General features: G+C 70.6%; 18 protein-coding genes. 9 read left to right on the plus strand and 9 right to left on the minus strand.

Annotation, left to right across the window (positions count from 1 at the left end; translation table 11 throughout):
* Positions 1-5: 5 nt before the first annotated feature.
* The 5 genes from WMF42_RS06760 to WMF42_RS06780 all read right to left on the minus strand — a co-directional run bounded on the left by WMF42_RS06760 (position 6) and on the right by WMF42_RS06780 (position 7,280).
* The gene (locus WMF42_RS06760; protein ID WP_061613198.1) at positions 6-464 is read right to left on the minus strand and encodes an SRPBCC family protein; all 459 of its coding nucleotides are present in this window, start codon (positions 462-464) and stop codon (positions 6-8) included.
* Positions 465-586: 122 nt separating this feature from the next.
* Positions 587-1,390, minus strand: coding sequence for a phosphatase PAP2 family protein (locus WMF42_RS06765; protein ID WP_434046089.1), 804 nt, complete (start codon positions 1,388-1,390; stop codon positions 587-589).
* Complete coding sequence (locus WMF42_RS06770; protein ID WP_437690973.1) at positions 1,387-3,114, minus strand: M16 family metallopeptidase; 1,728 nt, start codon at positions 3,112-3,114, stop codon at positions 1,387-1,389. The genes WMF42_RS06765 and WMF42_RS06770 overlap by 4 nt, the downstream gene beginning before the upstream one ends.
* Before the next feature lie 3 nt (positions 3,115-3,117).
* Positions 3,118-4,758, minus strand: a complete 1,641-nt coding sequence (locus tag WMF42_RS06775; protein WP_061612142.1) for a M16 family metallopeptidase — start codon at positions 4,756-4,758, stop codon at positions 3,118-3,120.
* 104 nt (positions 4,759-4,862) lie between these two features.
* Complete coding sequence (locus tag WMF42_RS06780) at positions 4,863-7,280, minus strand: lysyl oxidase family protein (protein ID WP_437690975.1); 2,418 nt, start codon at positions 7,278-7,280, stop codon at positions 4,863-4,865.
* Positions 7,281-7,327: 47 nt separating this feature from the next.
* Here WMF42_RS06780 and WMF42_RS06785 point away from each other — a divergent pair, with 47 nt between their 5' ends.
* Positions 7,328-8,113, plus strand: coding sequence for an SDR family NAD(P)-dependent oxidoreductase (locus tag WMF42_RS06785; RefSeq protein WP_437690977.1), 786 nt, complete (start codon positions 7,328-7,330; stop codon positions 8,111-8,113).
* 74 nt (positions 8,114-8,187) lie between these two features.
* Here WMF42_RS06785 and WMF42_RS06790 read toward each other — a convergent pair whose 3' ends face one another.
* Positions 8,188-9,207: a di-heme oxidoredictase family protein gene (locus tag WMF42_RS06790; RefSeq protein WP_437690979.1), complete on the minus strand. Its 1,020-nt coding sequence runs from the start codon at positions 9,205-9,207 to the stop codon at positions 8,188-8,190.
* Between the two features lie 85 nt (positions 9,208-9,292).
* Here WMF42_RS06790 and WMF42_RS06795 point away from each other — a divergent pair, with 85 nt between their 5' ends.
* From WMF42_RS06795 to WMF42_RS06825, 7 genes are all read left to right on the plus strand, one after another.
* Positions 9,293-9,487: a hypothetical protein gene (locus tag WMF42_RS06795; RefSeq protein ID WP_155798956.1), complete on the plus strand. Its 195-nt coding sequence runs from the start codon at positions 9,293-9,295 to the stop codon at positions 9,485-9,487.
* Positions 9,488-9,663: 176 nt separating this feature from the next.
* Complete coding sequence (locus WMF42_RS06800; RefSeq protein ID WP_437690982.1) at positions 9,664-10,815, plus strand: HesA/MoeB/ThiF family protein; 1,152 nt, start codon at positions 9,664-9,666, stop codon at positions 10,813-10,815.
* The gene (locus WMF42_RS06805) at positions 10,812-11,627 is read left to right on the plus strand and encodes a class I SAM-dependent methyltransferase (RefSeq protein WP_437690984.1); all 816 of its coding nucleotides are present in this window, start codon (positions 10,812-10,814) and stop codon (positions 11,625-11,627) included. The genes WMF42_RS06800 and WMF42_RS06805 overlap by 4 nt, the downstream gene beginning before the upstream one ends.
* 15 nt (positions 11,628-11,642) lie before the next feature.
* Positions 11,643-12,716 (plus strand): S66 peptidase family protein, encoded by a 1,074-nt coding sequence (locus tag WMF42_RS06810; protein ID WP_437690986.1) that lies wholly within the window; start codon positions 11,643-11,645, stop codon positions 12,714-12,716.
* 73 nt (positions 12,717-12,789) lie between these two features.
* Positions 12,790-12,969 carry a hypothetical protein gene (locus tag WMF42_RS06815; RefSeq protein ID WP_437690987.1) on the plus strand — a complete coding sequence of 60 codons (180 nt, stop codon included), beginning with the start codon at positions 12,790-12,792 and terminating at the stop codon, positions 12,967-12,969.
* Between the two features lie 176 nt (positions 12,970-13,145).
* Entirely contained in the window at positions 13,146-13,679 is a 534-nt protein-coding gene (locus WMF42_RS06820; protein WP_061612136.1) for a hypothetical protein, read from the plus strand.
* Entirely contained in the window at positions 13,676-14,524 is an 849-nt protein-coding gene (locus WMF42_RS06825) for an HTTM domain-containing protein (RefSeq protein WP_437690989.1), read from the plus strand. Before WMF42_RS06820 ends, WMF42_RS06825 begins: the two co-directional genes overlap by 4 nt.
* A gap of 277 nt (positions 14,525-14,801) precedes the next feature.
* Here WMF42_RS06825 and WMF42_RS06830 read toward each other — a convergent pair whose 3' ends face one another.
* Together WMF42_RS06830 and WMF42_RS06835 are read right to left on the minus strand one after the other, a co-directional pair.
* Positions 14,802-16,364, minus strand: coding sequence for a DUF1552 domain-containing protein (locus tag WMF42_RS06830; protein ID WP_434046094.1), 1,563 nt, complete (start codon positions 16,362-16,364; stop codon positions 14,802-14,804).
* Between the two features lie 64 nt (positions 16,365-16,428).
* Positions 16,429-18,045, minus strand: a complete 1,617-nt coding sequence (locus tag WMF42_RS06835) for a DUF1592 domain-containing protein (protein WP_437690991.1) — start codon at positions 18,043-18,045, stop codon at positions 16,429-16,431.
* A gap of 127 nt (positions 18,046-18,172) precedes the next feature.
* Between WMF42_RS06835 and WMF42_RS06840 the strand changes: the two genes are divergently transcribed.
* Positions 18,173-19,033 carry a LamG domain-containing protein gene (locus WMF42_RS06840; protein WP_437690993.1) on the plus strand — a complete coding sequence of 287 codons (861 nt, stop codon included), beginning with the start codon at positions 18,173-18,175 and terminating at the stop codon, positions 19,031-19,033.
* 3 nt (positions 19,034-19,036) lie between these two features.
* Here the strand turns inward: WMF42_RS06840 and WMF42_RS06845 are convergent, their stop codons facing one another.
* The gene (locus WMF42_RS06845; protein ID WP_434046096.1) at positions 19,037-20,068 is read right to left on the minus strand and encodes a hypothetical protein; all 1,032 of its coding nucleotides are present in this window, start codon (positions 20,066-20,068) and stop codon (positions 19,037-19,039) included.
* Between the last annotated feature and the right edge of the window lie 6 nt (positions 20,069-20,074).

Raw genomic sequence — 20,074 nt, forward strand, 5'->3', positions numbered from 1 at the left:
GCCTGTTACCGCGGCGGCGCCTCGCACGCCCGCCGCGTCACCTCGTGGCGGTAGTCGAACATCCGCTCCAGCTTGCGCCGGACGAAGCGGGCGCCGCCGAGCTGTCCGAGCGCGCCGAGCGGGAGCTCGTACTCCACGTGATCGGTGAGGTAGCAGCCGCCGGCGCCGTCGGGGTCCGTGCGGTGCGTGTGCACCCATCGCTTGAATGGCCCGCTGCGCTGCGTGTCCTGGAACATCCGGCCCTGCTCGTACTGCGTGTGCTCGGCGACCCAGCGCAGCGGGACAGGGCCGACGCGCGTCTCCATGACCACGCGCGCGCCGACGAGGATCCCGCCGCTCTTCTCCAGGACGCGCGCGTGCTCCCACGGGGGCGTGAGGCGCTCGAGGGCGTCGGGCTCCTCGTGGAAGGCGAAGACCCGCTCGGGGGGCGCGGCGATGCGCGTGCGCTTCTCGAAGATGGGCATGGCGCGAGCATGGATCGAGGCCTGCCGGCGCGCCCGCGCGCGCTGTCGCGGCCTCCCGGGCGACAGCGCGCCGATCGCGTCCTCGGGATCGGCCGCTCGGGCGGCGCGACCGGCCGGCGAGATCAGAACGTCCAGGACCAGGTGACCGCCGCGGGCTCCGGCATCGGACCGGGCAGCGGACCTGCCGCAAACCGGCTCTTGTTCGGCGCGATCGGGTGGATGGCCGCGAGCGCGAAGCCCGTCACGTGGCCCAGGATCATGCCGGCGCCGACGTCCTGCCACGAGTGCGCGCCCGCGCCGATCCGCAGCGCCATCGTCACCACGGTGGCCGCCTCGGCGAGGGCGAGCGCGCCCAGGCGCGGCGCGGCGGCGCCGGTCGTGCGCAGCGCGAGGTTGAGGCGCACGCCCGCGATGGCCGCGACCGGGGTCGTGTGGCCCGACGGGAAGGCGTCGAAGTCGAGGTCGGTCTCGCCGCATCGGTCCGTCCGCCACGAGCGCGGCCGGCACCGGCCCGACAGGCGCTTGATCATGTTCGAGAGGCCTGTCGACAGCGCCGCCGCCTCGACCTCGATCAGCGACGTCCTGAGCGCCCGGGAGAAGGGGCGGGGGACGCCGGTGCCCGCGAGGTAGCTGCCCTCGAGGGCGTACCCGCTGCCGAGCTGGAGCAGCGTGCCCACGGTGGCGCCGGTGATGTCGCTGGCGAGGCCGAGGGTCTCGTTGCGCTCCTCGCTGGAGGCTGCGCCCCACGCCGAGCGGCGCTGAGGCAGCAGGTACGTCGCCAGCGAGGCGGTGCAGGCCGCGACGATGGCCGCCTCGCCCGCCGGCGCCCCGAACGCCCAGTCCGGGGCCGCCGGTCCCGCCTGCGCGGCGGCGGGCGTGCTCCACGCCAGCGCGCACACGCCGGCGAGCGGCGCGGCGTATCTCACGGCTTCTTTGCGGCGGGCGGCGTCGCCTGAGGCGCCGCGGGCTGCGCGGGCTTGGCGGGCTGCGCGGCCTTGGCGGGCTGCGCGGGCTGCGCGGGCTGCGCGGCCTTGGCGGGCTGCGCGGCCTTGGCGGGCTGCGCAGGCGCCGCAGGCGCCGCCGGCTTGCCCGCCTGCGCCGCCCCGGGCTTGCCGGCCGCCGGCTGTCCCGCCGTCACGCCGGGCGCCTTCTGGACGGTGACCGGACCGAGCTGCAGCGCCGAGAGCTGCTCTCCGACGGCGCTGGCGTCGCCCACCAGCACGACCCGGAGCTGCTCGGGCACGAGGTACTTCTGCGCGACCCGCTGCACGTCCGCCGGCGTGATCCGCTGGATCCGCGCCGGCCGCGTCCCGAACTCGTCGAGCGGCAGATCGTAGACAGCGAGGCTCGCGACCGTCGACGCGGTAGCGCCGGCCGTCTCGAAGCGGGCCGGGAGCTGGCGGATGAGGTTCGCCTTGGCGTCCGCGAGCTCCTCGAGGGTGACGGGCTCCTTCCGCATCCGGTCGATCTCCGCGAAGATCTCCCGCACCGCCGGCCCTGTGTTCTCCCGCACCACCGCGCCGCCCGCGGAGAACGGGCCGGGCCCGTGGCGCATATCGAAGCCGGAGCGCGCGCCGTAGGTGTAGGCGTGCTTCTCGCGCAGGTTCAGGTTGAGCCGGCTCGAGAACTGCCCGCCGAGGAGGGTGTTCATCACGAGCAGCGCGTCGTAGTCCTTCGTCGCGCGCGGCACGCCGGGCAGCGTCACCGTGACGGTCGACTGCGTGAGCCCGGGCCTGTCGACGATCACGACGCGCGGCGCGCCCGCGTCGAGCGCCGCCGGATCGGCGGGGACCTCCGCCTTCGCCGGGACGGGCGGCGCGCCGGCCGGGCCCTTCCAGGCGCCGAAGACCCGCTCCACCTCCTTCACCGCGTCGGCCCTGGTGATGTTCCCGGCGATGGAGACAGTCGTCAGCTCCGGCCGGAACTGCGCGGCGTGGAACTTCGCGAGGGCGGCCGCCGTGATCTTCTTGAGCGCCGCCTCGGTGCCGAGCAGCGGCGCGCTGTACGCGTGGCCCTCGGGGTAGAGGGTGAGCCCCTGGGCGATGGAGAGGAGCGACGCGGGCCGGTCGTTCATCTCGGCGAGCTGGGTGATGCGGCGCGACCGCTCGCGCTCGATCTCCGCCGGCGCGAACGCCGGGTTCATGTACGCGTCGCCGAGCAGCGTGAGCATCTCGCCGAACCGCGGCGCCAGGCTCTGGCCCTGCACGCCGCCGCCGTCGAAATTGACCCCGGACGAGAAGTGCGCGCCGAGCTTGCCGAGCGCGTCACTGAACTGGAGCGCGCTGCGGGTCTTCGTGCCCTGCGTGAGCATCGCGCCAGCGAACGCGCCGACGCCCGGCGCGGCCTGATCGGCGCCCCGGACGGTGGTCACCTCCACCGCGACGATCGGCAGCTCGTGCCGCTCCACGACGAGGACGCGGATCCCGTTCGCGAGCTTCGCCTCCTCGATCCGCGGCGGCACGAAGACCACCTCCGGCCCTGGAGGCGGCGGCGACTTGCGGAAGGCGTCCGCCGCCTCCGGGGGCGGCGCGGCGGCGGGCGGCGGCGCGGCGGGCGGCGGCGCGGCGGCGGGCGGCGCCTTCGTGTTCGAGGCGCAGGCGGCGAGCGCCGCTGCGGCGAGCGAGACGGAGAGGATTCGTTTCATTTGCATGGCTCAACCTCCCTTCGGCGCGGGCGTGCCGGCCGCGGGCTTCTCGACCGCGGGCTTCTCGACCGCGGGGTTCTTCACTGCCGGTGCCGTCGCGGGCTTGCCGGTCGCCGGCGCCGCCGCCGCGGGCTTCGCCGCGGCCGGCGCCGCCGTCTCGGTCTGCTTCACGAGGCGCCCCGCCTTCGGGGCGCCCGGCTTCGGCGTGACGAGGGCGATCACGCGCCTGCCCTGGGGCAGGAAGTCCGCTGTCGCCTTCTGCAGGTCGGCGGCCGTGGCCGTCTCGTACCTGGCCACGTCCTTCGGGAAGTACCCCGGATCGCCGGCGAGCTGGTTGTAGTGGTTGATCGCGTTCGCGCGGGCGGTCACCTGCTCCATGCTGAAGACCAGGTCCGACAGCAGCTTCGCCCGGGCCCGCTCGTGCTCGTCCTGCGTCGGCGGCGCCTTGCGCAGCTTCTCGAGCTCCGCGTCGATCAGCTTCAGGGCCTGCTCGGGCGACTTGCCCTTCTTCAGGGTGGCGGTGATCTGGAACGTGCTGGCGAGCTGGCTCGACGCCTGCCCCGCGAAGACGTCCTGCGCGATCTGGAGATCGTAGACCAGCCGCTTGTACAGCCGGCTCGTCTTGCCCGACGAGAGGACGTTGCCGACGAGGTCGAGCTCGGCGTCGCCGGGCGCGAAATGCGGCGGCGTCACCCAGCTGATCGTCACGCGGGGCAGCTCCACGTCCGCCTCGATGTCGAGGCGCTTCTCGGCCGCGAGGTCGCCGGGGTCGGGCTTCGTCGCCACGGGCGGCGGGGCGCCCTTCGGGATCGGGCTGAAGTACTTGTGGACGAGCTCCTTCGCCCTGCCCCTGTCGATGTCGCCGGCGATGACGAGGGTCGCGTTGTTCGGCGCGTAGAACGTCTTGAAGAAGGCCCGCACGTCGTCCATCCGGGCGGCGTCGAGGTCCTCGGGCGTGCCGATGGTCAGCAGGTGGTAGGGGTGGTTCTCCGGGAACATGGCCGCGCGGAGGAACTGCGGCACGAGGCCGTAGGGCGCGTTCTCGTAGTTCTGGCGGCGCTCGTTCTTCACCACGTTGCGCTGGCTCGCGAACGTCTCCTCGTTCGCGTGGTCGAGCAGCCACCCCATCCGGTCGCTCTCCAGCCAGAGCACGAGCGCGAGCTCGTTGGCCGGGACGGTCTCGAAGTAGTTGGTCCTGTCGGCGTTTGTCGTCCCGTTGCGCTCGCTCGCGCCGGCCCGCTCCAGGTACTTGAAGAACATGTCCTCGCCGACGTTCTTCGATCCCTGGAACATGAGGTGCTCGAAGAGGTGCGCGAACCCGTTCTTCCCCTTCGGCTCGTCCTTGGAGCCCACGTGGTACCAGACGTTGACGGCCACGACGGGGGTGCGGTGATCCTCGTGCAGGACCACCTCGAGCCCGTTCTGCAGCGTGTACTTCTCGACCGGGACCATGACGCTCACGCTGGCCGAGGCCGGCGCCGCGGCCCCCGGCTTCGCGCCAGGCTGCGCCGCGGCTGCGGGCTGCGCCGCTGCTGCGGCCGGTGGCGCGGCGTAGGTGGGCGACGTCAGGCCGAGCGCGACGACGAGCGCGCTGGACAGGCACGAGGGCGCCCGGAGGCGCCTCCGCTGGGACGGATGGTTGGCTCGCATGGGCGCGGTTCTACCGCAGATCGCCCGAGGCGGAGCGCAAACTTCGCCCCCGGAGAGGCGGGATCACCGCCGCGCCGATCACGTCCGGCGGCGCGCTCGGGCCCTCAGAGCGGCGTGACGAAAATCTCGTAAGGCCCGAAATCCACCGGCGTGCGACCACTCACGGTGATCGACCCGAGGCCCCCTCCCGGCCGCGTCGCGACGATCACGGCATTGGCCCCCTCGGGGTCACCCGCGCACGCGTCCCTCGGCCTGGAGCACTGCACATGGGTCGGATTGCACGCGTCGTCCGCCGTCCTGAGCGTCATCGGGAAGTCCGCCAGGCCGCACGACGACACCATGAAGGCTCTCCCCGGGCACACGGGGACATAGAACGTCTGCTCAGGGCTGGCCGCGCCGCACGCAGACCTCGGGGGAATCGGCCTCCCGGTCGTGTCGCCGCGGATCAGCCCGCTCCTCGTGACGACCTCGGCCCCCTCGCCGAGGCACGACGCGCGCTCGAACGTGAGGCGCACCCTGCCGGAGGCGCCGGCGCTCACGGCCTTGACCACCACCGTGTACGTCCCCGCCGGGAGCCTGGCCGCGAAGTTCGCGCCCGGCGCGAGCTCGCCGCAGCTCCGGGCCGCGCAGCCGACGGGGGCGCCGCCGCAGCCGTCGCCCTCCAGCACAGCGAGCACCGTGTCGATCTCCGAATCCAGGGTGCCCAGGTACACGACCTCCTCGGACGGGAGCGTGAAGCGGAAGAACACCTCGCCCCCCTCGCCGCCGCACGGCAGGGCCACGTCGGAGGTGTTCCCCGCCATGATCTCCGCGGCGTAATCCATCGATTCCGTGAGCTCCGCCGCCGTCGCGCAGGCATCGGCGCCCGGGATCGGCGCGCACCCGTCGTCCGGGACCCCGTTGCAGTTCTCGTCGACGTCGTTCCCGCAGAGCTCGGTCGATGGGCGGATGCACCCGGCGCCGGCGCAGCCGTTGTCGGGGATCTCGTCGCAGTCCTGGTCGATGAGGTCCCCGCAGATCTCCGGCTCGGGCACGCAGGGCGCGTACGCCGGGACGTGGATCGGCACCTCGACAACGTTGTCCTCGATCGACCGCTCCGCGATGGCGCCGCCCGGGTTCACCGCGACGCGGAGCAGGTAATCGCCCTCGGGCACGCCCGTCACGTCGACCCACTGGCACGCCGTGCCCACGCCGTAGACGTCGGCCCACCCCGCGCTCAGGAAGTTGCACCCCGCGCCGCCCGCGCTCGGGAAGCCCCGCGGCGCCGGGTCCTCTGGATCGAGCGGCTCCATGTCGACCAGGCAGAACGACTGCTTGTGGCCCTGCGCGATGATCGCGCCGTCCGCGTCGAGCAGCCGGTAATCGGTGAAGTCGAGGATGTGGAAGTGCTGGTGGCACTGCGCGTACTCGAAGAGCGGGCTGTTGAACTCGGGGCCGGGGTCGAGGTGGCCGGGCCCTGTGTTCTCGATGCGCCCCTCGAACTGGAGGAGGTGCCGCCGGCCCGGGCCCCCGATGCACCCCTCCAGGATCTCGCACGCGTCCGCGGGGAACGTCTGGTACGAGAACTGGAGCGTATCGACGATGCGCGCCTCGTCCGGGCGCAGGTCGGGCAGCAGGCACACGTCGGCCCTGCACGCGTGGCCGGTCGGGCAGCACGCGCCGCCGCAGATCGTGCCGTCGCAGGCGGGGTAGTCGACCGGCAGGACGATCGTGTTGTTGTCGAAGCGCGCCTCGGCGAGGGTCTTCCCCGGGTTGACGGTGATCTCGAGCTCGTAGAGCCCGGCCCGCACCCCTGTCACGTCGAGCGCGTTGCACGCGACGGTGCCGGGCTGCTCTACGTGCTCTCCGGGCCAGAGGCCCTGCGCGTCGCAGTCGTACCGGCCGCCCGGCATCGCGACGCAGCGCGCGTCGAGCTCGGCCTCGGCGACGGCCGCGGCGCCCTGCCGGAGGACGGCGCGGAAGAGGCGCGGGACGACGTAGCTGTCCTCGCAGAAGTTCGGCTCGAACACGTCGCTCTCGGAGGGCGCGCCGAGATCGAGCGGCACGTCGCCGGCGTTCCTGAGCGACACGTGGAAGCGCAGGAGCGCCCGCCGGCCGCTCCCGCCGACGCACCCCCGGCGCACCTCGCACGCGTCCTCGCCGAAGCCGACCCAGTCGAACGCGACCGCCTCCGCGCGCTCCGAGGGCTCCAGCACGAGATCGGCCGCCCTGCAGCCGCGGTTCACGCACGACGCGCCGGGGCCGCAGCACGCCGCGTCGCCGCAGGCGCGCCCCTCGTCGCACGCCGCGGTGCAGCCCGACGGCTCGCCCTCGACGTCGATCTGGCACCGCGCGCCCTCGGGGCACACGAGGTCCGAGCCCGCGCACTGCAGGCCTCCTGCGCCGCCGCCGCCCGCTCCTGCCTGCCCGCCGCCTCCACGCCCGCCCGCGCCCGAGGGCGGCCCGGCCGGCCCGCCGCCGCCGCAGGCAGCGCCCGCGAGGAGCAGTGAGCCCATCAACAGCGTTCCAACGAGCTTCTTCATGCGCACCTTTCCCACAGATCCACCGAGGAGCGTATACTCTTGCCCACATGGCCTTCGTCGTCGTCATCACCGGTGCATCCAGCGGGATTGGTCGAGCGCTCGCGCTCTCCTGGGCGAAGCGCGGCGCGAGCGTGGTGCTGAGCGCGCGCGGGCAGGAGGCGCTCGAGCGCGTCGCCGCGGAGGTGCGCGCGGCGGGCGGCGACGCGCTCGCCGTGGCCGGGGACGTGACTGTCGAGGAGGACCGCAAGGCGCTCTGCGACAGGGCGCTCGGCGCGTACGGCCGGCTCGACGTCCTCGTGAACAACGCGGGGCGCGGCTACTACGTGCCCACGGTGGAGATCGACCCTGCCGAGCTCGAGGCGATCTACCGGCTCAACGTCGTCGCCCCGATGCGCCTCGCGCAGCTCGCGATCGCGCCGCTCTCGGCCGCGAAGGGCACCGTCGTGATGATCTCCTCGATCGCCGGGATCGTCTCCGCGCCGCGGATGGGCGCGTACGCCTCGTCGAAGTTCGCGCTGGAGGCGCTCTCGATGTCGCTCCGCGCGGAGGTCTCGTCGCGCGGCGTGCGCGTGCTCGTCGTGCGGCCGGGCCCGGTGGCGACCCCGTTCCACGCGAACGCCGTGGTGACCGACCACAACGTCGGCTACCGCCCGCCGGGCCACCGGGAGCAGAGCCCCGAGGAGGTCGCCGAGGGGATCGTGCGCGCCGTCGAGGCGGGCCGCGAGGTCCTGGAGACGAGCGTGTTCGTGAAGGCGGCGAGCCTCGCGGTCCGCGTGGCGCCCGGCCCCACGCGGTGGTTCTCGAAGTACATGGCGCGCCGCTCGGGGCTCTGAGCGAGGCGCGCCCCGCCCGCGCCCGGCGCGCCGAGCGGATCGAGCACCCGAGCAGGTCGCCGGGAAGGCGGCGCTCAGAGCGAGCGCAGGAAGGCGACGACGGCGTCGCGGTCCTCCCGCGGGAGCGCCACGAAGCGCCCCTTCGCGGCGTCCGCCTCGCCGCCGTGCCACAGGATCGCCTCGACGACATCCCGCGCGCGGCCGTCGTGCAGGAGCTGGGTGTGCCCGTTCACCGCCTCGAGCAGCCCGATGCCCCACAGCGGCGGCGTCCGCCACTCGCGCGGCCCCGCCAGGTGATCGCTCGTCGACGTGTCCGCGAGCTCCTCTCCCATGTCGTGCAGGAGCAGATCGCTGTAGGGATGGATGATCTGATCGCGCAGCTCGACGAACGGGTGATGCTGCCGGTCTTCATCGTCGTCGGAGAGCTCCGGAGTCCCGCTCGCGCCCCCCTGGCAGCCCGCCTGCATCGCTCCGCACTCCTCGACCGGGAACAGGCTCGTCGTCACGCCCATGTCCGCGACCAGCGCGTCGGCAACCTGGTGAGGCACGCTCACCTTGCCCGCCTTCCAGCCGAAGCGCCCTATCCGCAACACCCCTGAGACCGGATCCGGGATCAGGTTCGGACGCCCCGAGATGCCGTCCGGATTGCAGACGATCTCGTCCGCGCGCTCGAGCAACGCCGCCTCGGCGATCGCCTCGAGGAGGCCCATGCCCACGACCGGTCGGGCGACGCGGACCGAGTAGCTCGCGATCTGCCCCGCGACGGGCCCGCCGAAGCGGAACGTGGGCCGGCGCAGGACATACGGCGTGCCGTCGGGGAATTGCCCCGGTTGCTCCGTGTACGCCACGGTGGCCGTGCCCTCGCCGGGGCTCGCGTCGAGCGCATTGATGTTCTGCAATTGCCTTCCGTAGCTCGGGTGTGCCGTGGGCCTGCCGTCCGCGCTCGCTCCGGCGCCGAACAGCTTCACGACGGCGGTCACCATCGCCTCGCCGGGCTCGGGCGGGGCGCCGCGGCCGCTATTGATGTGGCACCCCCCGCACGTGGTCTGGTTCGAGAGCGCCCCCCCGCTTTCCAGAGGCAGCAAGCGGAGCATGGATTTGACGGATAATCGGGTTGAGTAGGCCCGATGGAAAGGATACCTATTCCCACACTGGGGGGCCAAACAAGGATAGAAATATATGAATGCAAAAGAGAAGGTGGGGCTTCTGGTGTCGATCCTTGGTGCTTCCGCGAGCGTCACGGGCGCCGCGCAGGCAGCCGAGGTGCCGTCGGCCGATTCGGCCGATGTTCTGGCGGCGCCGGTGGAATTGGGCATCATTGACACCCTGATCAAGCTCGTGCAGTCGACCATCAGGATGGAGGTGCCCAACTGACAGCATGAGGCCGGGCCACGCGATGCACCCTACGGAGCGTGCCGTTCTTCAGTGCCGCTCTTGAAGGCTGCATCGCGGAGTCGCCATCGGGCCGACGTGACCAAGAGACACACTCCGCGATCTGATCGCGGAGTGTGTCTCGTCCACATGCAATAGTACAACAAAGTGAGACTATCGTGGCGACTCTACCCGACGATATCTACCCGCTGCTGCCGGCGTACCTGCAGGTCACCGCAGCCCGATTGATCCAACCGGAGCCGGCGCGCTTCGGCCTGCGGCTCGCGGCGTTTCCATCCACTCCTTACGAGACCAGCGTTGAGGTCAGCGCTGTGACGCTCTTCCTCCTCTCGCTTGCGGACGGTCGGCGAACCTTGCGCGAGTGCCGTGAGCGCGTGTGTGAAGAGTTTGCCGGACTCGACGGCGCATGCGAGGACGAGCTTTGCGCTCTCGTCGAGCGTGGCATCCTGGTTGACGCGTCGACGCATCCGGAGTTGATGCCCGGCACGCGAGACCGATATGCGAGGCATCTCCTGTTTTACGGGAGCGTCGGCGCGCATGCACCCTCCGTGCAGCGCAGGCTGCAAAACGCGCGCGTCGCGATCGTGGGGGTCGGCGGCATCGGCACCTGGCTCTCTTTCCTGCTCGGCGCGGCTGGCGTTGGCCACATCAAGCTCATCGACGGCGATCTCATCGAGGAGAGCAACTTGACACGACAGCTCTACTTCACGCCGCACGACATCGGGAAGCCGAAGGTCGATGTCGCGCGGCAGAGCCTCCTGAACATCAACCCGAGCATCACGTGCGAGTCGCTCCCGCGCTCGATCCTGCACGAGAGTGACATGGATGAGCTGGTGGGCGACGTCGACCTGGTCCTCCTCTCGGGTGACACCCCTGCGAACATACATGACATCGTCGACAGCTACTCGTACCGCAGGCACATTCCTTGGTCCGCGGCTGGGTACGCGCATGCGATCGCGGTGTGCGGCCCCCTCGTCGCGCCTGGCCGGACGGCTTGCAGAGGCTGCATGATGCCGCAGGACGAGGCTCTACCGATGAGGGATCTACCACTGATCAGCGAGATCAACCGGCGCTTTCAGGTTCCGTCGTTCGGTCCGGTCAACGGGCTCGCCGCGTCGATGCAGGCGAAGGAGGCGCTCGCTTGGCTCGGGGGCCTGGAGCACCTGGTCCAGACGCTCGACGCCGTGGTTGCCATGGATGCGCTGACCCTGCGCAGCACAGTTACGAGGATTCCGCACGCGCCGACCTGTGATCGCTGTCGCCGGGCATCAGGACAGGTGTTCCCCCGGTTCGAAGAGGCGGCGCCATGAGCGAGTCGATGTCCCCCCTGCGAGGGATCACGTCGTTCGCCGACCTCCTCGCGCTACCATACTTTGAGTTCCTGTCGTGCCTCGGGGGATTCGCGCTCCACCCCGGCGGGCTCGCGGCCACCGTCGATCTGCTCAAGATCGCCGGCCTGCGGGCGCAGGATCGGGTGCTCGAGATCGGCTGCGGTACCGGCCATACAACGCGTGCTCTGCTGAGCGCCGGGCTCGACGTGAGCGTCGTGGAGCCGTCCCAGCGCATGCTCCAGGCGGCCTTGAGGAACTGCGAGCGCTTGACGCAGAGGCGGCCCAAGCATTACCTTTGCCGCGCCGAGGATCTTTCGTGCCTGCCCGCGCGCTCATTCGATGTGGTGCTCTATGAATGCGTGTTCGGCTTCATCTCCGATCCGAAGCGAGCCCTACGCGAATGTGCCAGAGTCATGGCGGACAGCAGGTCGCGCGTGTGCGTGATTGATATGCATTACGTGGCGGAGCCGCCTCAGCGTGTGCGACGCGAGCTGAGCGATATATTTGGGAAGGACATCGCGACTCTCTACGAGGCGGACTGGAGAGAGCTATTTGCTAATTTTGCGAGCACGCACTGGGATGCGGGCGAGTTGAGTGATGTCGCTGCGCCGGGACCGGACGGGATCAGGCAAATACTGTCAGACGCCGGGTTGCTCGACCAGCTCCCTGGCTCGGGGGATGAGCGATTCGAGCAGATCTCCCGGCGCTGGCACGAATGGAACCGCGTGTTCAACGAGAACAAGAGGCACATGCGCCTCCACCGCGCCGTGTGGACGCCGCGGTTTAACTGAGAATGACGAGGGTTTATGGCAGCAGAGGACAGGAACGCGGGGACCGGTCGGCCGATCATCCGCCCGCGCGCCCTCAAGCAGGGTGACGCGATCGGCATTTTTACGCCCTCGTACCCCGCCCATGTCGTTTTTCGCGATAAGTACCTCCACGGTAGAGAGACGCTGCGCAAGCTCGGGTTCCGCGTCATCGAGGGTGAGCTGACGGAGAAGGCCGTCGCAGAAGGCTACCGCTCGGGCCCTCCCGAGGCGCGCGCGAGGGAATTCATGGACCTCGTGACGAACCCGGAGGTGCGCGCGTTGATCGCTACGATAGGCGGCACGAACTCGTCGAGCCTGCTCGCGCACATCGATTTCGAGAGGGTGAGAGAGAATCCGAAGATCATTTGCGGGTACAGCGACGTTACCGCGCTGCACATGGGCCTGCTCACGCAGTCCGGGCTATCGACGTTCTACGGCCCTGCGGTAGTCCCCTCCTTCGGCGACTGGCCCAGGGTCGATGGGTTCACGCTCGACTCGTTCCTCGACGCCACCGGTCGCCACACGGACGGCGCGAGGGCTCTCCTGTGCCCGCCGCAGTGGAGCAATCACTTCCGGGACGCGAAGACGTCCGAGTGGTGCACCGCTCCACGTCGGTACGAGCCGAACGCCGGCTGGCGCGCTCTCGTGTCGGGGGACGCCGAAGGGCCCGCCATCATCGCGAACCTGAACACGTTGCTTTCGCTCGCGGGGACGAGGTACCTCCCGCCGCTCAGAGGAGCGATCCTGATCCTGGAGCAGATGGATTGCTGCTTTTCACGGGAGGAGCGGCAGCTACGCCAGCTCGAGGCGATCGGCGCGCTTGACGAGATCGCAGCGCTGGTGATCGGCAAGGCGGAGATGACCGACACCGAGGGCGCCCCGTTCAGCCATGACGAGCTCCTGCTCGAGGTGCTCGGGCTGCGTCGAGGTTATCCGGTCGTGACGAGCTTCGACTGTTCCCACACCGTTCCGATGCTCACCTTAGCCCAGATGTGCAGGATCCGTGTGCGGGCCCACGTGAAGCACGGCGTCGAGATGGCCGTGTGCGAGCCGATGGTGGAGGTGCGCTGAGTCGGGAAAACGTAGCCATGTGTCCGAGCGGGTCCGGACCCGCGCAGAGGGATGACTCGACGTCCTGTCCGATGTGCAAGGGTTCGCCGAGGTCGAACAGTCGACGCGTGATCCGCGAGGCGCGTGTCCCCCGCAGGGCGGCCGCATTTCGATGGAGCTTGGTGCATCACGTCGAAAACTCGCCATCGCGCACCTGGCGCTCGCGATGACGGGGCATGACGCCGATCTGGGGCGCCGCAACCTGGGAATGTGAACGTGAACTGTGATAACGAGGGTCCTCGCGTCCGATCTGCTCAGCTCGGTTTTCGCCGCTCTCCGTATCCAGCGAGACGTCGATCCGGATCGGCGCAGCCCGCTGTGCACGGTGCTTTTGACGCAAGGCTTGCGGGCCAGCGCCATCGGCTCACGCCCTCTGCCTGAGAAACCCCGATGAGCACGGTCCTCACGCACCGCGAGCGGTGGGCTCTTTCGCTGTCGCTGGCCGTCTTCTTCGGGATTCAAGCCATGCAGCTCCCGCTCTCGCTCTTCTTCGGCAAGGACCTCTGGCCGTTCGCGCCGTACATCATGTTCTCGTACCTGCAGCCGGCCAGGATGCGGCGCCCGCACGTGGTGCTCCACGACTCCTCCGGCCGGTCCCAGCTCGTCGAGCCGGGGCACGTGCTGCCGATCGAGTTTTTCCGCGCCAACGTCCTCCTGCGCTCCATCTACTCTCCCCAGAGCGACCCGCGGCCGAAGGTCGAGCTCGCCCGCGCCATCCTCACGCGGCTGCGCCAGGCTCCCTGGGATGCGTTCGACGAGGTATGGGCGGCCGCGCGGCCGTCGCCCGGGGCCACCTTCACCCGGCTGGAGGTCACCTTCTGCGAGTGGGATTTCACGCAGTACCGGTACGGCGCCGACTACAGTCCGGAGTGCGAGCCGCCCGTCTTCTCGTATCCCTCGATCGAACGGAGTCCTCACCCATGAGGCCCCTCTCCAGCCGAGCAGACCGCTTCCTGTTCGCGCAAGAGGCGTCGTTGGCGCGTCTGGCCGCCATCCGGGCGAGCCTCGGGCTGGTCATCCTGGTGATGGTATTGCTCGGCCCGTTCGACCGCTTCTTCGGCGAGATGGGTCCGTTGCTCTACGCGCCGCGCGGGCTTCTGGCCTTCACCCCCGTGCTCGACCCGGAGACGTACTGGAGCCTCAGGGTGCTCGTAGCTGCGAGCGCGCTCTCGACGTTGCTCGGCCTCGCGACGCGCGTCTCCACGGTAGCGCTGGCTCTTTCGTTTCTGGTGCTCAACTACTACACCGCGCAGTTCACCGGCATCTCTTGGAACTACGATACACACCTCAACTTCTTCGCGATCGCGCTCTGCGCCGGGCGGAGCGGCGCGCGCGGCTCGCTGGACGACCTGCTCGGGTGGACGAGGCCAGCCTCCGCGCGCGACGTCCAGCAGGCATCGTTCCTCCTCGCGTTCATGCAGCTCTATGTTGCGCTCCTCTACTTCCAGGCAGGCGTGTCCAAGCTCGTCGCCTCGGGACTCGTCTGGCTCACGAGCGGCGTGACGCCGTATCGCTTCACGATCACCTCGGGCGCAGAGCTCGGCCGGTACCTGACGCAGTGGCCCTGGATCTTCCAGGTCTTCACCGCGCTCGGCGGCTTGTTCGAGCTCGCCTTCCTTCCCTTGATGCTGTGGCGCCGCAGCTGCCGAGCCGTGGCGCTCGCCGCGATGGCGTTCCACCTCGGGATGTACCTCGTCATGGGCATCTCCTTCTGGCATCTCTGGGTGCTTTATCCCGCGCTGTTCATGTATCGGCCCCGCGGCGCCTGATCCACGCGCTCGGCCCCGCCACTCGCCCGCAGACCCCGCCGCGACCCTATCGCAGAGCGAAGCTCCAGTGCGCCTTGAGCTCCGCGGCCTCGCCTCCGCCGCCAGGCGGGGGAGACGCCGGCGACGGGTCGTCCGAGCACCCGGGCCCTGCTGCGCATGTCGCGAGCAGCCCGAGCGCGACGTGGAGGCCCCCGGACGCCCATCGACGTGAGCGGCGTTCGAGCATCACGCTTGACCTCCGACGTGAGCCCATCCGTCGAGACCGTGATTCACCGCGCTACCGCAAGAGCTCCTCGAGCAACGCGTTCGGCTCGCCGCGGCGATCTTCGCCGAACGACGAGATGCCCAGGCCGTAGTACTGGTTCATGATGGTGAACCACAGATCGCGGAGCTGGCGATCGCTGCCGAGGGCGCCGTAGGCGACGTGCGCGTCGTTCAAGAAGACGCCGTCGCCGCCGAGGAGCACGATGGGCAGGTCGTACCCGTCGTGATCGTGCGAGCGCATCTCGCTCATGTGCACCATGACGCTGTGATCGAGCACCGTGCCGTCGCCCTCGGGGATGGCGTCGAGCCGCTGCGCGAGCTGCGCGCTCTTCTGGTTGAGCCAGCAGTTGATCGCCGCGTAGTCGAGGTTGCTCTGCTGGATGATCTTGTACTGGCCGTCCTGGGTCGCGCGGTCCAGGTTGCCGGCGGCGTGCTGGGAGGAGTGGAAGTGCAGACTGCTCTCTCTCCTGTACGCGAGCCCCACCTTCGCGCGGACGTCCTCCGGGATGCACCGATACTCGAACTCGGAGCGCATGTCGTCGTGCATGTGGGTGATCACGCGCGTCACGTCGCATTGAATGGCCATGACGATGAGGTCGATCATGACCTTCGCGTGATCTTCGTGCTTGTACGGGCCGGCTCCCGTGTTGTCGTTCTCGTTGAGCCCCTCCGCCTGGCCCGGCGGCTCGGGGACCACGCCGGGCTGGCTGATCGGGCTGCAGCCCAGGCCCGCCGGAGGGGTCATCGTCGACTGTACGTGGGTCGCGTTCTTCTCGATCTCGCGCAGCGAGTCGAGGTACTGCTGGACGATCTTGCGATCCCCGGAGCCGACCCGGTTCATGAGCGAGTTCGCGTCCGCGAGCACGCCGTCGATGACGCTCTTCTCGGTCGCCGCGCGGCGCTCCGCCTCGATCCTGGCCTCCTCGTTGCTCTGCCCTGGCACGGCGGACCCCGCGCCCGCGCCGACGAGCGCGTCGAACACCGCCTTCGGGTTGACCGAGCGCTTCAGCGGCTCGCGCGGGCTCTTCCAGGAGAGGACCTGATTGTAGGCGTAGCTGCGCTGGTCGAAGAAGCCGGGCTTGACCCCGAGCCCCGTCTGCAGCGACGGGATGCGGGTCGCCTGCTCCGGGCCCGCCTTCTGGACGATGAGCTGGTCGACAGAGATCCCGTTGCCCACCCACTCGCCGAGGTCCTGGCGCGCCTCCCTCCCCATCTGATCGGCGTCCACGCAGGTCGAGAGCGCCGCGCCGAGGCGCGAGTGGGAAGGCTCGATGTAGGGGTGCTGCTCGGTGCTCCACGTGTAGTTGCCGAGGCGGCTTATCATGAGCATCTTCGACTTCACCGGCGCGAAGTGCTCGAGCACCCTCGGCAGCTTGAAGTCGGCGCCCTTCACCGTCTTTCCGAACGCGGGGGCCGTCTCCCACCAGTGATGGGGCGCCCCGTTCGGGAAGGTGCAGAGCAGGAAGCGCTTCGGGGTGCCGGGCTCCCCGGCGCGCGCCCCGCGCGGCGCGAGGCTCTCGAGCCACGGCAGCGCCAGGCAGACGCCCGCGCCGCGCAACAGGTTTCTGCGTGTCATCAAGCGTTTCATGTGCGCATCGCTCCTTCGTGCCTCGTCCTGTGCAGAAACAACCCGCGCGGCCTCACGGCGCCTTGTCCTTCGCTCGAAGGCGGAACGCCTCGCTGGTCACCACCTGCTTCACCAGATCCGCGACAGTCCCGCCGCCCCAGCGCGCGGTGATCTCCTCGATCCTGGTCCTGTCCCCGCCGCTCGGGCGCCGGCGCAGGGCGTAGCTGAAGAGCTGCTCGGTGGGGCACTTCCCCTGCCGGGCGGCCTCCACGAGCACCGGCACGAGGCCGGAGATGTCCTGGAACGCCACGCCCTCGTACACCCCCGCCGCATCGATCGGGTCGCCGTTCGGGTACGCGGTCCTGTAGGCGCCGATCGGGTCGAAGATCTCCAGGCTCAGCCCGATCGGGTCGAGCACGTCGTGGCAGCTGGCGCAGTCGGGCGACGCGCGGTGCTTCTCGAGCTCCTGGCGCACGTTCTCGACGGGGCCCTCGTCCCCACCCGCGGCGCCGAGCTCCGGGATGTCCACGTTGGCGGGCGGCACCAGGGGCACGCAGAAGAACTGCTCCAGGATCGTCTTCGCGCGGGACGTGGGAGAGGTCCTGTCCGCGCGGGACGACAGCGTCAGGAACGCCGGGAGCGTGAGGAACCCCTCGCGCACGCCCTCGGGGTCGTTCTCATAGATCGGCTCGAGCAGCCGGCTCTCCGGGTGGGGCGCCGTGAGGAACTCGGACCAGGGCCGCCCGCCCGTCGTGAAGCTCGCGAAGTAGTCGTTGACCTGGTCGAGCATCGCGCCCTTCACCTCGTCGTTCCAGCTCGGGTACCGGGTCGCGTCGGCGTTGTGGCTGGGGAGCGTGCGCGTGCCGAGCCACTGCCCGAAGAAGTTCTGGAAGAAGGCGGCGCTCTTCGGGTCCTCCAGCATGCGGTCGACCTGCTGCCGGAGCTCGTCCTCGGTGGCGAGCTCATCGCCCTCCGCCGCGTCGAAGAGCGCCTCGTCCGGCAACGAGCTCCAGAGCAGGTACGAGAGGCGCGACGCGATCTCGTGGCCGTTGAGGGCGCCCGGCGATCTCTTGGAGTCGGGCCCCACCTCGATCCTCAGGAGGAAATTCGGGGACGTCAGCAAGGTCCGGACGACGTGCTGCACCGCCTCGACGGGAGACATCTCGAGGGTGGTCTGCGCGTCGGCGTACTGCGCGGCGTACCGGTCGACCTCCGCCGCCTCGAGCGGGCGGCGGAAGGCGCGCAGCCCGAAGCGCTCGATGATCTCGCGCGCGCACCCGTCGCCCGCGCCCTCCGCGGGGTCGCACACGAGGATCGCGGCGCGCTGCGCCTCGTTCGAGAAGGCGTCCGCGGCGAGCGTCTTGGCGGCGTCGTAATACCCCTGGACCAGGACCTGCGAGAGGTTCGAGAGCGCGCTGACGTTCGCGTCGAAGCCCTTCGCGCCGAAGGCGGGGAAGCCATCCGCGGGCCTCAGGCGCGTTCCCAGGAGGTGGGCGACGGTGTTATTGTACTCCGACGCTGTCATGTGGTGCAGGGGCGTCCCGTCTAGCGCGACGGAGGCGCCCTGCTCCGGCTCGTCCTGGTTTCCATCGTCCTGGCTCCCGAGGATGCCAGTGCACGAGATGCCCAGGAGACATCCCCCGGCGGCGAGCCACGGACTCGCGAACACTCGGTCCCGTCTGAACGTCATCGTCGTCTCCCGCGTGTGGATTCGGCAGTTGTCCCCCTCGTGTCCGGAGCGCGCCGATTTCGTGATCAAATCGACCACGCGGCCACGCTAAAATCAGGACGTGCCGTGTGCGCAGAAAACTACGGTGATGGCGTTGCTCCTCGGGCTGTCCGGGTGCGGGGCGGACGTGGAGATCGCGGTGGGCCGCATGAATCCGGCGTCAGCGGCGAGCGGCAGCGGCGGTGAGGCGGGCAGCGGCGGTGAGGCGGGGAGCGGCGGTGAGGCGGGCAGCGGGAGTGGAGGGGGTGGTGGGACGACCTCCTGTGATGTATTGCCGTCGCCGATACATCGGTACACGTTCGACGGCGTGGGAGATGTCGTCGCCGATCTCGTCGGAGGTGCTGACGGCGTGATCCTCGGCGGCGCGAGCCTCGACGGCGGAGGGGGGCTCACCCTCGACGGCCAGGACGATTACGTCGATTTGCCGGCGGGGCTCCTGGCGGGATTGCGCGATGTCACCGTCATGGTCTGGGTCGTCCGCGACAGCGGGGGCTCCTACCCGCGCATCGTCGATTTCGGCCTATCCAGCCGAGGCGAAGATCCCGTCGAGGGCGAGGGGGGTGTGGGGACGTCCTATTTGGTGATCACCCCCTCGACGGTCTTCGACGTGCGGGGTGTCTCCACGCTCGCGAGCGACAGCGGCGTGACCGGCGAGGTGGCGATCCACGCCGAGCCGACGCTCGAGGACGGCGAGGTGCATCAGGTCGCCGTCGTCTTCGACGGCGCGGCGGCGACCCTGGCCCTCTACCTGGATGGCGCGCTCCTCGGCAGCGAGCCTGTCGGCTTTCCGCTCTCGGGGATCCAGGACGTGAACAACTGGCTCGGGCGGTCCCAGTTCGATGCGGACCCGTACTTCGGGGGGCGCTACGACGAGCTGCGGATCTACAGCGAGGCGCTGGCCGGCTGCGCGATCGAGGCCGCGTGGAACGCCGGCCCGGATCGGCCCTGAGGCTCAGAAGGCCAGCGCGACGCCGAGGCGGGCGCTGAGACCTGCGGCCGGGGGGCGATAGACGGTCCCCTCGAGGTTCTCGACGACGAAGCGCGGCCGCCGCAGCGGGGCGACGGCGTGCAGCGCTCCCTCGATCGTCAGCGGAGCGGAGAAGCGCCACTCGACAAGCGTCCCGAGCCCGGCCGCGAAGATCGGCGCCGTGCGGGTGAAGGCCTCGTCGACCTCGCGTCCCCGGGCGAGGAGCCAGTGCTGGCGGCCGAGCGCGCAGACGTGCACGCCGAGGGGGCGCTCGAGGGCGCGCGCGCACGCGTCGACCTCGAGGAACCAGAGCCGGAACTCGGCGCCGGCCGCCGTCCCGGCGATGCGGCTCGAGCTCGACGGCACAACGCCGGCCGCCCCGTCGATGCGGAGCCAGCCGCTGCGGATCCCGCCGCCTGCGGCGAGCCCGACGCCGATCGTCGGCACGAGCGCCTGCTCGACCTGCGCGCTCAGCCAGAGCGCCCCCTCCGGGCCGCCCTCGCCCGGCGGGGGCGGTCGGACCGCCGCGGGAGGCGGTCGGCGCGGCGCGGGGTCCGGCGCGGGGGGCGGCGCGCTGGGCGCGGGGGCGGCAGCCGCCCGAGGCGGCGCGGGCTGCGCGGGCTGCGCGGCGGCATTCCGCGCGACAGCGTCGGGATCGATCGACATCGCGACGATCAGCGCCGCCGCCCGCGACATGGACGCGCAGTCGTTGCCGTGGATGACCCGCTCGCCGGGCGCTGGCGCGCGGATGCGCAGGTCGAGCCGGAGGCGCGCGCCGCGCTTGCGGGCGACGGCGATCTCGACCTCGATCGTCTGCCGCTGCTCCGACGCCCCCAGCAGCCGGGCGATCTCGCTCCGGACCTCGTCGACCGGCGGGCACCCGTCGGGCGCTTCCCAGCGGAGGTCGATGGTGCGCGGCTCGGCGGGCGCAGCGAGGGCGCTCGCGGGCAGGAGCCCCGCCGCGACGATCAGCGCCTGCAGGGCCGACGCGGCCCGGGCCCACCTGGAGACGTGCACATGGGC

Origin of the sequence: Sorangium sp. So ce176 (genome assembly GCF_051519835.1) — a bacterium.
Taxonomy (GTDB): Bacteria; Myxococcota_A; Polyangia; order Polyangiales; family Polyangiaceae; genus Sorangium; species Sorangium cellulosum_G.

Excerpts from the sequence above, each read along its gene's own strand:
- WMF42_RS06805 (WP_437690984.1), top strand. The coding sequence starts at position 10,812 with ATGAGCGAGTCGATGTCCCCCCTGCGAGGGATCACGTCGTTCGCCGAC.
- WMF42_RS06770 (WP_437690973.1), bottom strand. The coding sequence starts at position 3,114 with ATGCAAATGAAACGAATCCTCTCCGTCTCGCTCGCCGCAGCGGCGCTC.
- WMF42_RS06825 (WP_437690989.1), top strand. The coding sequence starts at position 13,676 with ATGAGGCCCCTCTCCAGCCGAGCAGACCGCTTCCTGTTCGCGCAAGAG.
- WMF42_RS06780 (WP_437690975.1), bottom strand. The coding sequence starts at position 7,280 with ATGAAGAAGCTCGTTGGAACGCTGTTGATGGGCTCACTGCTCCTCGCG.
- WMF42_RS06760 (WP_061613198.1), bottom strand. The coding sequence starts at position 464 with ATGCCCATCTTCGAGAAGCGCACGCGCATCGCCGCGCCCCCCGAGCGG.
- WMF42_RS06810 (WP_437690986.1), top strand. The coding sequence starts at position 11,643 with ATGGCAGCAGAGGACAGGAACGCGGGGACCGGTCGGCCGATCATCCGC.
- WMF42_RS06775 (WP_061612142.1), bottom strand. The coding sequence starts at position 4,758 with ATGCGAGCCAACCATCCGTCCCAGCGGAGGCGCCTCCGGGCGCCCTCG.
- WMF42_RS06785 (WP_437690977.1), top strand. The coding sequence starts at position 7,328 with ATGGCCTTCGTCGTCGTCATCACCGGTGCATCCAGCGGGATTGGTCGA.
- WMF42_RS06830 (WP_434046094.1), bottom strand. The coding sequence starts at position 16,364 with ATGACACGCAGAAACCTGTTGCGCGGCGCGGGCGTCTGCCTGGCGCTG.
- WMF42_RS06835 (WP_437690991.1), bottom strand. The coding sequence starts at position 18,045 with ATGACGTTCAGACGGGACCGAGTGTTCGCGAGTCCGTGGCTCGCCGCC.
- WMF42_RS06790 (WP_437690979.1), bottom strand. The coding sequence starts at position 9,207 with ATGCTCCGCTTGCTGCCTCTGGAAAGCGGGGGGGCGCTCTCGAACCAG.
- WMF42_RS06820 (WP_061612136.1), top strand. The coding sequence starts at position 13,146 with ATGAGCACGGTCCTCACGCACCGCGAGCGGTGGGCTCTTTCGCTGTCG.
- WMF42_RS06840 (WP_437690993.1), top strand. The coding sequence starts at position 18,173 with ATGGCGTTGCTCCTCGGGCTGTCCGGGTGCGGGGCGGACGTGGAGATC.
- WMF42_RS06795 (WP_155798956.1), top strand. The coding sequence starts at position 9,293 with ATGAATGCAAAAGAGAAGGTGGGGCTTCTGGTGTCGATCCTTGGTGCT.